The organism is Agrobacterium vitis (genome assembly GCF_013337045.2).
Classification (GTDB): Bacteria; Pseudomonadota; Alphaproteobacteria; order Rhizobiales; family Rhizobiaceae; genus Allorhizobium; species Allorhizobium vitis_B.
This window is the reverse complement of the sequence record NZ_CP118261.1, coordinates 300,645-314,188: the sequence shown is the minus strand read 5'-3', so window position 1 is coordinate 314,188 and position 13,544 is coordinate 300,645. Positions and strand designations below refer to the sequence as shown.

Annotated in this window: 12 protein-coding genes; 8 read left to right on the top strand and 4 right to left on the bottom strand. The window is 56.3% G+C overall.

Features of this window, described 5'->3' with window-relative positions; genetic code table 11:
* Positions 1 to 2 precede the first annotated feature (2 nt).
* Positions 3 to 1,184: a citrate/2-methylcitrate synthase gene (locus G6L01_RS24400; protein ID WP_070165960.1), complete on the top strand. Its 1,182-nt coding sequence runs from the start codon at positions 3 to 5 to the stop codon at positions 1,182 to 1,184.
* Positions 1,185 to 1,349: 165 nt separating this feature from the next.
* Here the strand turns inward: G6L01_RS24400 and G6L01_RS24395 are convergent, their stop codons facing one another.
* Positions 1,350 to 2,168 carry an alpha/beta fold hydrolase gene (locus tag G6L01_RS24395; protein ID WP_070165955.1) on the bottom strand — a complete coding sequence of 273 codons (819 nt, stop codon included), beginning with the start codon at positions 2,166 to 2,168 and terminating at the stop codon, positions 1,350 to 1,352.
* A gap of 139 nt (positions 2,169 to 2,307) precedes the next feature.
* A complete protein-coding gene (locus G6L01_RS24390) occupies positions 2,308 to 2,919 on the bottom strand; it encodes a TetR/AcrR family transcriptional regulator (RefSeq protein ID WP_156545244.1) in 612 nt (203 codons plus the stop codon).
* 387 nt (positions 2,920 to 3,306) lie between these two features.
* Here G6L01_RS24390 and G6L01_RS24385 point away from each other — a divergent pair, with 387 nt between their 5' ends.
* The 7 genes from G6L01_RS24385 (at position 3,307) to G6L01_RS24355 (ending at position 9,910) form a co-directional block, all read left to right on the top strand.
* On the top strand, positions 3,307 to 4,500 hold the full coding sequence (locus G6L01_RS24385; protein ID WP_060717755.1) for an ABC transporter ATP-binding protein: 1,194 nt from the start codon (positions 3,307 to 3,309) through the stop codon (positions 4,498 to 4,500).
* Complete coding sequence (locus G6L01_RS24380) at positions 4,484 to 5,404, top strand: carbohydrate ABC transporter permease (RefSeq protein WP_060717756.1); 921 nt, start codon at positions 4,484 to 4,486, stop codon at positions 5,402 to 5,404. The genes G6L01_RS24385 and G6L01_RS24380 overlap by 17 nt, the downstream gene beginning before the upstream one ends.
* Positions 5,404 to 6,231, top strand: a complete 828-nt coding sequence (locus G6L01_RS24375; protein WP_060717757.1) for a carbohydrate ABC transporter permease — start codon at positions 5,404 to 5,406, stop codon at positions 6,229 to 6,231. Before G6L01_RS24380 ends, G6L01_RS24375 begins: the two co-directional genes overlap by 1 nt.
* A 68-nt stretch (positions 6,232 to 6,299) precedes the next feature.
* A complete protein-coding gene (locus tag G6L01_RS24370) occupies positions 6,300 to 7,571 on the top strand; it encodes an ABC transporter substrate-binding protein (RefSeq protein ID WP_234614186.1) in 1,272 nt (423 codons plus the stop codon).
* 94 nt (positions 7,572 to 7,665) lie between these two features.
* Entirely contained in the window at positions 7,666 to 8,502 is an 837-nt protein-coding gene (locus G6L01_RS24365; RefSeq protein ID WP_060717759.1) for a metallophosphoesterase family protein, read from the top strand.
* A gap of 9 nt (positions 8,503 to 8,511) precedes the next feature.
* Positions 8,512 to 9,387 (top strand): histidinol-phosphatase, encoded by an 876-nt coding sequence (locus G6L01_RS24360; protein ID WP_060717760.1) that lies wholly within the window; start codon positions 8,512 to 8,514, stop codon positions 9,385 to 9,387.
* A 10-nt stretch (positions 9,388 to 9,397) separates the two neighbouring features.
* Complete coding sequence (locus G6L01_RS24355) at positions 9,398 to 9,910, top strand: GNAT family N-acetyltransferase (protein WP_060717761.1); 513 nt, start codon at positions 9,398 to 9,400, stop codon at positions 9,908 to 9,910.
* Positions 9,911 to 9,957: 47 nt separating this feature from the next.
* On the opposite strand, the gene G6L01_RS24350 is transcribed toward G6L01_RS24355, so the two are convergent.
* Positions 9,958 to 12,234: an FdhF/YdeP family oxidoreductase gene (locus tag G6L01_RS24350; RefSeq protein WP_070165953.1), complete on the bottom strand. Its 2,277-nt coding sequence runs from the start codon at positions 12,232 to 12,234 to the stop codon at positions 9,958 to 9,960.
* An 86-nt stretch (positions 12,235 to 12,320) separates the two neighbouring features.
* Positions 12,321 to 13,397, bottom strand: a complete 1,077-nt coding sequence (locus G6L01_RS24345; RefSeq protein WP_070165951.1) for a catalase family protein — start codon at positions 13,395 to 13,397, stop codon at positions 12,321 to 12,323.
* Positions 13,398 to 13,544: the final 147 nt, after the last annotated feature.

The window sequence follows — 13,544 nt, the reverse complement described above, 5'->3', positions numbered from 1 at the left end:
TTATGCAGCATTCCGATAAGTTTATAACCGCTGATCGCGCCGCCGCAGCGTTGGGTGTCAGCAGAGCGACCCTTTACGCCTACGTAAGCCGCGGCCTGATCCATACGAGTGGCGCAGAGGACGATCCCCGTCGTAAACTTTACAGCGCGCATGATATCGAGACGCTCAAGAAGCGGAAAAGCGTCGGGCGTCGTCCGGGGCAGGTGGCTGCCGCCACACTCGATTGGGGACTGCCAGTGCTGGAATCCTCAATTACCGAGATTGCTGAAGGGCAGCTGCGCTATCGCGGACAGGACGCACTGGCACTGTCACAAGAGGCTAATCTGGAAGAGATAGCATGTCTGCTATGGGGGTGCGGCGAGGCCAATCCGTTCGAAGATACAAAGGGCACTCCAGTTCCATGGCCTCAGTCTGTTCTTATCCACGCCGCAGACTTGCCGCTGACGGAGCGGTGTCAGATGCTTCTTCCCCTCGTTGAGGCAGGCCGCATGACCACTTGGCGCCGCGACAATCGACGTCTCTGGTCTGGCGCTGCGGTGATGTTACGAACGATTGCCGCAGCCTGCACCTTACGTCAGCCGGAGACGCAGCCGGTTCACCTGTCCCTTGCAGACGCATGGCAGGTGGATGCAGCAGGCGCAGATCTCATCCGTCGCGCCCTTGTGCTTCAGGCCGATCACGAACTCAATGCCTCGGCATTCGCCGTGCGCGTCGTTGCGTCCACGGGTGCCTCACTTGGTGCCTGCCTCAATGCAGGGCTTTCGGCGCTGAGTGGACCCATGCACGGCGGCATGACAAGCCTTGTTGAACGTCTTTTCGATGAACTGGACCGGCATGGTGACGCGGAGCGGGTAATCGATGAACGGCTGCGGAGGGGAGAAACCATTCCCGGCTTCCATCATCCACTCTATCCCGATGGAGATCCGCGCGCGGCTGGTCTGCTCCCGCATCTCCCCCCAAATGAACGACGCGAAGAGCTCTTGCACGTTATGAACGACAGTGCCGGGCAATTGCCAACTTGCGATGTGGCGTTAGTATGTCTGCGGCGAAGCCTTAAACTGCCACGAGGCTCCGCGCTTGCACTCTTCGCCATTGCGCGAACCGTCGGCTGGATCGCTCATGCCTTGGAGCAAAAGCTGGATGACAAACTGATACGACCTCGAGCCCGCTATGTGGGACTGTAGTCTTTTAAGCATTATAAAAGTCTCGATAAGGCTAAGGCATCACCTAGACTTGGTATCAGACATAGGATGCCGCATCAAAACCCAATGTATGATATCAGCCGAAGTCGCTGTCTTCCAAGACGATTTGATGCGCCTTATGCTTTCGCAAGGCGCACCAAAAACGAATTATCCAAGGAACTCGATCAGATCTCGATTGAGCCGGTCTGGAGCCGTGGCAAACAGGCCGTGAGGCTCGCCTTCGTATTCGATAAGTTTGGCACCTGCGATACCATTGGCTGCTGCCCGACCTGCGGGGTCAATCGGTACGGTCTTGTCTGCCGTGCCATGGATGACCAGTGTGGGGATGGTGAACGCGGCAAGATCTGGCCTGAAATCGGTCTTACCAAATGCATCGACACAATCAATTGTCGCTTTGGGGCTGGCCATAACGCCGAGAATGAATGACCAATCCAATACGCCCTGGCTCACCGGACTGGTGACCAGGCCGACGCCGTAGAAGGTCTTGGCAAAGCTCTGAAGAAACGCAAACCGGTCTTTGCGGATGTCCTCCTTCATACCCTCAAATACGCTAGCGTCGACACCCTCAGGATTGCTTGCATCCTTGAGAAGATACGGCGCCACAGAGGCAACCAGCACCGCCTTGGAGACCTTTGAATCCCCGTGTCGCGACAGGTAGCGGGCGATCTCGCCACCACCCATGGAAAAGCCGACGAGCGACACATCCTGAAGTTCGAGGCTATCAATCACGCTGGCGAGGTCATCGGCAAACGTGTCGTAATTGTAGCCATCGGCTGGATGACCTGACTGACCAAAGCCACGACGGTCGTAAGTGATGACGCGAAAGCCCGCTTCCAGCAGAGCGAGTGTCTGATATTCGAACATATCGCCGGTCAAGGGCCATCCATGGATAAGCACCACCGGGCGGCCTTTTCCCATGTCCTTTACGTGCAATTGCGTACCATCTTTCGCTTCGATAAAAGCCATCCTGAACCTCCTTTGATGATGGCAGGCAAACGCCACGAGGAGGATCCTGTTCCATCTCACGGTTGAATTTTGCCTGGCAGCATGCCGGATTATCAGGAGTGCACCTCGTTGCCGGTTCGCGACCGCGACGCCGCGTTTTTCAAGGCTCGTTCCGATCAGGGCTTACGATGGCCAGAACTGTCTGAATGTTGAAAGCGAGGCGCCTTTCCAAGGCCGCTCGCATCATCATTCGCTGCCCGTAGACGATTGAACTGGTGGCTTGGTTGGTGAAATAGTAGTAGCAGATCGAGGTGATCGTCAGGCTCAACTGGATCGGATCAATTCCAAGACGAAAGGTGCCATCCGCCTCACCACGCCGCAGGATGTCATCAACGAGTGGCCGGGAGCTGGCAGCACCTTCCCGGATGGCGCGGGACTTTTTGAAGTGGATGGCTTTCAACTGATTCTCGGAGTTCAGGATGGTAATGAATTCCGGGTGTTCAAGATAATATGTCCAGACGAACGTGACCAAGGCGATCAGCGCGTCGCGCGGTGGTAGCTGATCGAGATTCAACGCCGCCTCGGCGTCCCAGACATCGCGATAGACCTTCTCGATCACCGCCTGATAGAGCAATTCCTTATTGCCGAAATACTGATAGATCATCCGCTTGTTGATCTCTGCCCGTTCTGCAATGGCTTCAACGCGGGTGCCCGTCAGACCATTTGCCGCAAACTCGACAACGGCAGCCTCCAGAATTCGGTTTTGAGACAAATCCGGCCTGCGCGGATGTCGGCGCCGAGGCTGCTTCGTTGCCTGTTTTTCTTCCGTCACGATGACCCTCACTTCAAGATCGGCGTCCTTGCTTCACCCAGACCAAACGGCGATTTCGGCCCGGTCATTGCCAATGTTGGATAAGGCGGTTTTACGGCCTGCGTCAACAGCTTAGAGTGATTTATAAAGTAACCAATTCGTTATTTATGCAATCTATCTCCATAAGAAATATGGATAAAAATATTTTATTTTAGGGGATTTGTCATCGAGTCTTTAAAAAACCCTCTTACATCAGGGGGCGAATTGACTGAGGGCGTTGGCTGAAACATCGCTGTGTTTCGACCCTCGTAATTTTGACGGTGTGATCCGGGAAAAGCAGTGAAGAATATGGTCGGTCATTCCATTGATATCGTTGACCTGGAAAAGCGCTTTGAGCGCGTGCAGGTTCTAAAGCGCATCAACCTTCACATCCGTGAGGGTGAATTCCTGACGCTGCTCGGGCCATCCGGGTGTGGAAAATCGACACTGTTGCGGCTGCTGGCTGGTTTTGAACCTTCCACAGACGGGCATATCATGATCGAAGGACGTGACGTGTCCTCACTGCCGCCGAAGCGACGCGGCATTGCCATGGTTTTCCAGAATTATGCGCTCTATCCGCATATGACGGTCCGTGCGAACCTGGCCATGCCGCTCGAAATGGCGCGGTTGTCGTTCAGCCAGCGCCTGCCGGGGGCCTCGCTTCTGTCATCAAGGGTGCGCAGCATCCGCAACGATATCGAGACGGATATCATCCGGACAGCAAGACAACTTGGCCTCGAAACGTTGATGGATCGCAAGCCTTCACAGCTGTCCGGCGGCCAAAGACAGCGTGTAGCGGTCGGTCGCGCAATGGTCCGGCAACCTGGCGTCTTTCTGATGGACGAGCCACTTTCGAACCTCGATGCGAAGCTGCGCCAGCAGTTACGTGATGAGATCGTGGACCTGCACCGCCGGACTGGCATCACATTCGTTTACGTCACCCACGACCAGACCGAGGCCATGACGATGTCAGATCGGATCGCCGTGATGGAAGGTGGAGAGATCAGGCAGTGTGGAGCACCGGCAGAGATCTACGACCAGCCGAACTATCTTTCCGTCGCACGGTTTGTCGGCACAACGGCGATCAACGAAATGCCGGTGACGGTCAGCAAGGGGGTGGTTTCAATCAATGGACGGGCATTGCAGCTGACATTGCCGGGCATCGCGGATGGTTCATACCAATTGGCGATCCGGCCGGAACGACTGCATCCGACTGAAGATGGAAATGGGGATTTTTCGCTTCGGGTGGAACAGGTGGAGTTCGCGGGCAACGATGTCGGCATCCGGTGCGACGGCACTGAGATCGGTGCTGGTACTGTGCGCGTGCAACTGCGGCCAGAGAGCTTTGCCCGATTGGCGACGGGCCGCAAGATAGGTGAAAGGATTGCGCTGCGGATCGCCTCAGATGCCCCACTCATCTTTGATCAAAGCGGTCGTCGTGTTCCAATGTCGCTTCCTTTGGCAGCTCCGGTGGAGGAGGCATGTTATGACGTCTCTGTCTAATCTGCACTCCCAATCGTCTGCGGTCTCATCAAAGCGCTTCAGTTATGCCGCCATGGCGCATCTCTTTGCGGCTCCGGTCTTCTTTCTGCTGATCGCAACGGTGGTTGCGCCGATCTTCGTCGTGGTCCTGATCAGCTTGACCGATTATCGACTCGGTCGGCTCAGCCTGAATTTCGTCGGCCTTGGCAACTATTACAAAATGATCAATGACCCATTCTTCTGGGCCGCCTTGCGCAACAGCGCACTCTATACGGCAATTGTCGTACCCGTATCGGTGTTCGGTGCGCTGTGTGTTGCCGTGCTGCTCAACGGTCGCCGCCGCTCGCGGCGTTTCTACGAAATCGTCTACTTTCTGCCCGTCACGTCCACACTGACGGCCATGTCCATTGTCTGGAGCTACCTGCTCAATGGCCATATCGGGCCCCTGGCCAGCCTGCTGGAAGCTCTGGGCTTGCCACCCCTCGATTTTTTTGCCGATGGAACGCTTGCGCTGATCGGCCTTGCCATCATCGGCATCTGGCATCTCTTCGGCTTCAATCTCATCCTTTTTCTGGCGGGGCTCACGGTTATTTCAAGCGAGCTGAACGAGGCGTCTGCCCTTGATGGCATGGACGGCTTTTGGGACCGTCTTCGTTACCTGACCTGGCCGCTGTTGGCCCCGACGACGATCATCGTTGTCGTTTTGAGCTGCATACAGTCGTTCCAGGTCTTCGACACGGTAGCGGTTCTGACCAATGGTGGCCCCTATGGCGCAACTGAAATGCTGCTGCACAAGATCAACACGGATACGTTCACAGGCCTGAAAGCAGGTTATGGCAGCGCGCTAACTGTCGTGTATCTCCTGTTGATCGGCACATTTTCGATCGTCCATGTCGGCTTGAGCAACAGAAGGGCGCATTTCTGATGGTTCGCTCTTTGCTTCGTGCCGTGATGTCGCATGCCGTTCTGCTCGGCGGTGCCTTTCTGATGGTCTATCCGTTTTTCTGGATGTGGCGGGCGTCAACGCAGGCCCCGGGGGAGATATTCGGCAGCCTCAATGATGCGCCGCCGATCCTGACATCGATAACGGACAACTATACGCGAGCGCTGTTCGAGTCTCCATTGCCACGGTTTATGCTCAACGGCGTCATCATGACCGGCGGTATCCTGCTGTTCCAGATCCTGACGACGGTCACCTGTGCCTATGCGCTTGCGAAGTTCAGGTTTCGTGGTCAGCACCTTCTTTTCGCGATTGTTCTGATCAGCCTCTCCGTTCCCGCCCAGGCAACCGCCCTGCCGATCTTCATGGTGCTCGCCAAGTTCGGGCTTCTGGATACCTATGCGGGCGTGATGCTGCCCTACCTGACCTCGGGTTTTGCGATCTTCATGTTCTATCAGTTCATTCGCTCGTTCCCCGACGAGATTCTTCTGGCTGCACGGCTGGACGGGATGAGCGAGATCGAAATCGTCGTTCGCATCATTCTGCCAGCGATGAAACCCGCCATTGCCGCATTCGCGATCTTCTCGATCACCTTTCATTGGAACGATCTCTATTGGCCAATGATCGTGATCAGATCCATCGATCTGTCACCACCGACGCTCGGCCTCCTGTTTTTCCGGAGCCAGGAAGGCGGAGACAGCTTCGGGCCTTTAATGGCCTGCGCGACCCTGATCACCGGACCGCTGATCCTGTTGTTCCTCGCTGCACAGCGCGGATTCGTTCAGGGCGTTACGATGACCGGCGTCAAGTGATGCGGACCTGCCCGGCGGCCACCGGGCAGGTCCGAAAGTCAAGACCACTTCACCTTGTAGGAACCACCATGAAAATGAAAAACATCTTCGCGGCTGCGGCCCTGACCATCGCCGGTACCACATCGGCTTTCGCCGCTGATCCCGTCACGCTGACCTTCTATCACACACGGCTTGCATTTATGCAGCCTATTCTGGAGGGTTTCAAGAAGGCACATCCTGAGATCATCATCAAAGAGCAGGCACCAGCCGAAAACTACAGCGCTGGTGACCAAAGCGTCATTCGTGGAATGATGACGGGCTCGACGCCGGATGTCTATCTCGCGTCTTACTCCTCCATTCCTAGCCTTGTGGGCGTGATGAAGGATCGGGGCGAGACAAGCTCGCTCGATCCGCTGCTGGATAAGGAAGGGAAGGACTGGCAGGCGGCCAATTATGCGCCGGCCATTCTCGACCTCGCAAAAGTCGATGGTCAACAGTATGCGATGCCATTTACGGCCTCCCTGCCGCTTCTCTACGTCAACAAGGATTTGGTCGAAAAGGCTGGTGGCAATGTCGATCAGTTCCCGACCACGTGGGATGGCGTCATTGATCTGGCTGCCAAGATCAGCAAGCTTGGCAATGGTGTTTCGGGCATCGGTTTCTCCGTCGGTGGATTGAGCGATGACTGGTACTGGCAGATGATGGTAATGAGCGCTGGCGACCAGATGCTTGATGCCAAGGCCACCGGCATTGGTTATGATAACAAGGCGGGGCTGGAAGCACTGCGCATCACCCAGGATCTGGCGGTCAAGACGGGCATGTCCGTTTATGCCGACCCCAAGCCTGCGCAGCAGCAGTTCTTTGCCGGGAAGATTGGCATCGTCGTGGAGTCGCCGTCCGATCTCGTGGCTTACGAGACCGCCATCGGCGACCGCTTCACCATGCGCACCGTCCGCTTCCCGCTGATCGACGCCAAGAAGGGCGGCCTGCCGGCTGGCGGTAATGCCCTGATGGTGTTTTCCAAGGATGCCGCCAAGCGCGCTGCCGCCTGGGAGTTCGTCAAATACATGACCAGCGCCTCGGTTCAGGCTGAAGTCTCAAAGACAAGCGGTTACATGCCGGTCAACGTCCAGGCTGCCAAGGCGCTCGAGGGTTTTTATGCAGAGCATCCAAACTTCCAGACGGTCTTCAAGTCGATGAATGCCGCCATGCCGTGGTTTGCCTATCCGAAGAATACGGCGGATGGCGTGTGGAAGGGCGTTGCTCCGGTTCTGGACCAATTGCAGCGGGGCAAGATCACGCCCGAGGCTGCCATGCCGAAAATTCGTGAGCATGTCGCGGCTGTGATGGCGGCGAAATAATGCAAGCCGGGGCGCACCCTTCGGTGCGCCCCACCTGCCGCCAGCTTATGCGCAGTGATCGGCAGTTGCAGATTAAAGCGTCCAAGGAAAGATAATGAAAATAGCGATCCTGGCCGATCCTCACATCGGCTCTCAAAACGACATATTCGTCGAAAACTGGAAGGCGGCGGTTAAAACCGTCAACGGCTGTGACGATGTGGGACTGGCAATTGTTCTCGGCGATCTGACGTTGGATGGTGCAAATCTCGAGGCAGATCTGGCATTTGGCGCGGCTGAACTCAAGGAAATCACGGCTCCGGTTCTCGTCCTGCCGGGCAATCATGATGTTGGCGATATTGCCAGTGACAGCGTGCAGCCCGCAAATGAGGCGCGTCTCGCGGCCTGGGAGAAGCATTTTGGCGCCTGGGCCTGGCACAGCGACGCTGCTGAGGGCTGGAGGCTGATCGGCCTGAACAGCCAGATTATCGGCTCGGGCCTGCTAGCCGAGGAGCAGCAATGGGCAGCCTTGGAGCGCATGTTGACCGAGCGGGGCAACCGTAAACCGGTCTTGTTTCTCCACATGCCTCTCTTTCTTGAAGACTGGAACGAAGCCGACAGGCCTGCATGGGCGCTGAAGACACAAGACCGTCTGCGGTTGCAGCGGCTGATCGCCGAGCACGGCGTGTTTGCGGTGATCTCAGGCCATATGCATCGCACGCTGCATCTGCGGCAGAAGGATGAGCCGGTGTTAATCTGGACGCCTGCATCCAGCTTTCTGGCCCGCGACGAATCCATGCCGAGCCAGCCAGGCAAAGAGCTGCTGGGCGTGACATTGCTGGACTTCGGCAAGGATGATATCTCGGTTGAATTCATGGCTATAGATGGGCTGATGAAGAGCTATATCGAGGATTACAAGGGTTCGATCTATCGCTCGCCTGCGAAAACGGCCTGAGGACACGCTATGACTTGGTTTAGTTATCACGGCGGACACAGCGGACAATTCTGCGACCATGCGAAATCCACCCTTGCTGAGGTCATCGAAACGGCAATCGACCGCGGCTTTACCCATTACGGCCTGAGCGAACACTGCCCGCGATATCGCGAAGAAGATCTTTATCCCGGCGAAGAAAGGTTAGGGGTTGCGGGTCTTGTGCGGCAGTTCGCCGATTATGTCGATCACGCATTCAAGCTTCGTGACGCCTATGCGGACCGGATCGAGTTGCTGATCGGTTTTGAGACTGAGAAATTGCCGCCGGATACCTGGCTTGCGAAGATGAAAGCTATACGGGACGCTCATCCATTCGATTACATTGTCGGCAGTGTCCATGATATCGACGGATGTTGGCTCGATTACTCTGCCCAATCGACCGAGGCTCTCAAGCAGGAACTGGGTGGCACCGATGCCCTGCAGATCGCCTATTTCCGGTCGGCAACCGACATGGTGCAGCGCCTTCGTCCAGATGTCGTTGCCCATCTCGATCTTGTTCGAAAATTTGAGCCAGCCAGCTTCGAATTTTCCCCGGCGGTTCTGCGCGAGGTGGACATTCTTCTCGAAGCGATCAAGGCCTATGGCGGCATATTGGATGTGAACTGCGCCGCATTTCGCAATGGCTACGGCCCGGTTTACCCCCTGCCGCACATACTCAAACGTGCTTGCCATATGGGTATCCGCGTGACGCTGGGTGATGACAGCCACGGCGTGGACACCGTGGGCGTTGGGCTTGAGCAGTCCGTTGCAGCGATCCGAGCCGCTGGCTTTGAGAGCATTGCCTATCTAACGCGTGCCAATGGATGGCTCCAGGCTGACATAGACGATGTCGTACCCGGAAAAATCTGAGAGCGTTGCGATGCCAGCACTTCCTGCGCTTACCATCCGGCCCGCAACCCGGGATGACATCGATTTCGTCATGCGTGTCGAACGGCTCCCCGGCTATCCAGAGCGCGTGGGTACCTATTCGGTTCAGGAACATGAAAGCCGAATGGCTGACCCCACCTGCAAATATCTGATCGGCGTGTGTGTAGAAAAGCCCGTTGGCTTCGTGGTGTTGAGGCCGGACGACGGCATGGGGAATGTCGTAATTCGACGTGTCGCCGTTGAGCGGTCCGGGAGCGGCATGGGCAGCGCGTTTATGCAGCGTATCTGCGCTGATGTTTTCTCAGATCCGACAATTGGTCGCCTGATTCTCGATGTCCTTCCGTCAAACACGATTGCACGGCGCGTCTATACCAAACTGGGTTTTATCGAGGAGGGACTGATGCGCAGCGCGTTGCGCTACCCGGATGGCCGTCGCGCCGATTTGCTTTTGATGGCGCTTCTGCGCGACGACTGGCTCGGAGTGGATTCGGTGCTGGTTCGTTAGAGCATTTCCAGAGGTAAAACCACCTCACACTTTTCCTAAGGTAAACTCTAGGTTTCGATCCGGACTGGAATTGCTTTCGATGCGGGTGTCTTCGACATCTCGTCATGATGATCAATGGCGATCAGCACATTGGCTTCAGGATAATAAGTGCCGATCGTCCCTTTTGGCAGATTATGAGCGGTGACCGTCAAGCCACCGAGCTCTCTGCGAACGCCGTCGCCGAAATCGCTGACGAGTGTGACAACCTGCCCCGGTTTAAGTCCCGATGTCGCGATATCGCTTTCGCACATCAACAGGACGTCGCGAGTGCCCTCTATGCCGCGGAAGCGGTCGGAGTAACCATAGATTGTCGTATTGAATTGATCGTTTGATCGCATTGTGACAAGTCTGAACCGGCCGTCGGCATCCTCGAAGGACAGCGCATTCATTTGGCTAGGCGTTGTAAAGACAGCCTTCTTTTCCTCGGTCTTCCAGATGCGTTCATGAGCTGCATTGCCGCGGTAAAACCCGCCCGGCTGGAACATGCGTGCATTATAGTCCTTGAAGTCCTCGGGATAGGTCGCTTCGATCAGGTCTCGCACGAGCCTGTAGTCACCTTGCCATTCATCCCATTTCAGTTTTGGCCTTACGGCGAGCGTCGCCTTTGCAATGCCGGCCACGATCGCCAGTTCGCTCTTCAAATGTTTGGAGGCGGGAGGTCTTTTGCCGATTGATCCAGAAATATGGGAGAAGCTATCCTCGATGGATACGGCTTGATTTCCTGTGGTCTGCTCATCTATCTCTGCACGCGACAGGCAGGGAAGGATATAGGCCTGCTTGCCGGGAAAAAGATGGCTCCGGTTTAGCTTGGTAGAGACAATCACGGTCAGCTCCTGGCGAGCCCAAGCGCGTTCCATCTCCTTTTGATCTGGTACGGCGCGGACAAGATTGCCTCCCAATGAAATGAAGGCTTTGATCTTGTCAGCCATCAGCCCTTTCACGGCATCGACGATGGTCGTGCCGTCCTCGGTCGGGGGATCGAAATCGAAGAGCTCTTTCAACCTGTCCATGGGAATAAGCTTGGTCTTCTCAGCGATCCCGACGGTTCGTTGACCCTGTACATTCGAATGGCCGCGAACCGGACAGCAGCCAGCTCCTTCGCGTCCGATATTGCCGCGCAGAAGCAGCAGATTGACCAGCATGGCCACATTAATCGCGCCTTGCGAATGCTGCGTCAGGCCCATGCCGTAGACACCGATGACCCTTTCCGCGTCGATATATATTTCACCGGCACGCCGGATCGCCGATTCAGTCAGGCCGCTTTCACGCTCGATATCGGCCCAGTTCGTGGTTCTGACAAGGGCGATAAAACTATCGAATCCTGTCGTGTGCTCATCGATGAACGCCACATCGAGCACGCGCTTTTGTCCATTGGCCACCGCCATGTCGTCAGCTTCGATGACAACCTTGCATAGACCCAGTATTGCAGAAATGTCACTGCCAGCCCGGACTTGGAGATACTCGTCTGAAATCTGCGTTTCGCGTCCCGTCAGCATGTCAACCGGGCTTTGTGGATTGACGAATGATACCAGCCCCTGCTCGACAACCGGGTTGAATGTGACGATGCGCGCACCGCGCTGCTTGGCCTCCTGCAATGGGTGAAGGAAGCGCGGACTGTTCGATCCCGGGTTTTGGCCGAAAAAGAAGAATGCGTCGGCCTTCTCCAGGTCGTCCCAGACAATGGTGCCAACAGGCGAGCCGATAACCTTCTGAAGCCCGACTGACGTCGTCTCATGGCACATGTTGGAACTCTGGGGCAGGTTGTTGTTGCCGTAGACCCGCGCGACCAGGGCGTAGAGATAGGATGCTTCAAGACCGGCATGGCCGGAAGAATAGAAGACAACGCTCTCGCGCGGCAAGGATTTCAACGTCGCGCCGATTTCAGAGAAGGCCTTGTCCCACGTCACCTCAACATAGCGGTCCGTTGCAGCGTCATAGCGGAGAGGATGCGTCAGCCGCCCGGTCTGTTCGAGGTCATAGTCTTTCCAGTTCCTGAGTTCAGCAACGGTATGGCGGCTCCAGAAATCAGGCGTGCAGCGCGCACTGGTCAGGTCCGAGATCGTTGCCTTGGCGCCGTTTTCGCAGAACTCGAAGGGATGATAGTTTGCGGGTTTCGGCCACGCGCAGGAAACGCACATAAGCCCGGCAGGCTTATTCAGGCGGTAAAGCGTTTCAAGGATTGCGGGTGAGGGTTTGTTGTCGCCCAGCATACGGGCGATCGACTTTACCGATCCCCAGCCACCAGCGGGACCTTCGGCTTCCGGGTTTTTGATAGGGTCGGCCATGGCGGACCTTTCTTTTGATGTGAGGTTAGGAAAAGAGGCGGCTTTAAAACAGCCATGCCTCCAAATGGTTTGGTATCGACAGCTGGCTACTGACGTGGCTCATGGAACGGACACCCATTGAACTTTGCCCTGAACTCTGCCGAGTGCTCATAGGTGTCCTTGCGGACGCGGTTGATGCCGCCGAGAGGCTGATGGTCCGCGAGGCCAGTCCAGACGCTAAACCGCATCTGTTCATCGACCTTCTGAACCTTCGTATCGCTCCAACTGTCCTGGGGCATGGAGGTTACAGTGGCGACGGTGACGAACGGCGCTTCATCTTCCACCCACTCGACAGTCGGGTCTTCGATCGGCTGCATTTCGACGTCACGACAGAGTTGCACCTGGAATTCCCATTCCCCATGGGTATACTGCATCTCCGCCTGGACGGTCTCGCGGATCGCATCCTCACGAACGCTGACATCGATTTCCGTTCCGGTCCGCTTCGTCAAATCGGGTGAGACTGGCTTTAAACGAAACTTGGCGATGTAGTCACCGTAACGGAACGGGGTAACGCTGAAATATGTCTCGCCAAGCGGATCGACATTCGGTGCGCCGCCGAGAGACTGAATGGTCGAGCTGGAAATGCCGACGGCCTCAAGGCCTTTGTTGACGGTTTGAAGCACGCTCGACAACACAGTCTTGGTACCTTCCATTCTGTCCGTCGTCCGGGCAAGAAGCTTGAGGCTGGAGAGAAACTTCTCGGGGTTAGGTGCCTGGAAGACCGGACCATTCACCATCACAAAGTCCTGCGTATCGCCGTTTGCGTCCGGCAAACGCGGTCCCTCGACGCCAACGACCTTGATGGCCAAACCACGCGGAAGAGCGATAGCATCGGGCAGGATGTCACCGGCGTTTGTAGAGAGACGCATATAGACCGGATATTCACCGGCTTTCGCAAACAGGCCCTGGGCAAGTTCGGCTGGCAAGCCATCTTTGACGATCATCCTGCCTTCGAGAATTCCATGTGCCTTGGCATGCACGGAGCGCACGGCATGGCCGTAGTCTTCAGCGGTCTTTTCGAGGATGATATCGAACTGCTTGATGAGAGCGGAGACCGTCTCCTGTTCTCCCGGTTTGACTGTTTCGAGGTCCGGGGAATAACGGACAGGCGTGGGGGCTGTCATATGTCGCTCCTTTAAAAACCAAAGAACGTCACGGACGGGGGATGGTTCCAGCAATCCCGAACCAGAAAGCCTCCGTAAAGACGACCATATGTCTTTGAAATTTATGCGATGGACCGCAGCTTGGAGAGACCACTTCGTGCGCTAGAC

What these genes read in the sequence shown, in the direction of transcription:
- G6L01_RS24385 (WP_060717755.1), top strand. Translation starts at nt 3,307, where the DNA reads ATGGTCGGTCATTCCATTGATATCGTTGACCTGGAAAAGCGCTTTGAG.
- G6L01_RS24400 (WP_070165960.1), top strand. Translation starts at nt 3, where the DNA reads ATGCAGCATTCCGATAAGTTTATAACCGCTGATCGCGCCGCCGCAGCG.
- G6L01_RS24350 (WP_070165953.1), bottom strand. Translation starts at nt 12,234, where the DNA reads ATGGCCGACCCTATCAAAAACCCGGAAGCCGAAGGTCCCGCTGGTGGC.
- G6L01_RS24345 (WP_070165951.1), bottom strand. Translation starts at nt 13,397, where the DNA reads ATGACAGCCCCCACGCCTGTCCGTTATTCCCCGGACCTCGAAACAGTC.
- G6L01_RS24360 (WP_060717760.1), top strand. Translation starts at nt 8,512, where the DNA reads ATGACTTGGTTTAGTTATCACGGCGGACACAGCGGACAATTCTGCGAC.
- G6L01_RS24380 (WP_060717756.1), top strand. Translation starts at nt 4,484, where the DNA reads ATGACGTCTCTGTCTAATCTGCACTCCCAATCGTCTGCGGTCTCATCA.
- G6L01_RS24370 (WP_234614186.1), top strand. Translation starts at nt 6,300, where the DNA reads ATGAAAATGAAAAACATCTTCGCGGCTGCGGCCCTGACCATCGCCGGT.
- G6L01_RS24375 (WP_060717757.1), top strand. Translation starts at nt 5,404, where the DNA reads ATGGTTCGCTCTTTGCTTCGTGCCGTGATGTCGCATGCCGTTCTGCTC.
- G6L01_RS24395 (WP_070165955.1), bottom strand. Translation starts at nt 2,168, where the DNA reads ATGGCTTTTATCGAAGCGAAAGATGGTACGCAATTGCACGTAAAGGAC.
- G6L01_RS24355 (WP_060717761.1), top strand. Translation starts at nt 9,398, where the DNA reads ATGCCAGCACTTCCTGCGCTTACCATCCGGCCCGCAACCCGGGATGAC.
- G6L01_RS24365 (WP_060717759.1), top strand. Translation starts at nt 7,666, where the DNA reads ATGAAAATAGCGATCCTGGCCGATCCTCACATCGGCTCTCAAAACGAC.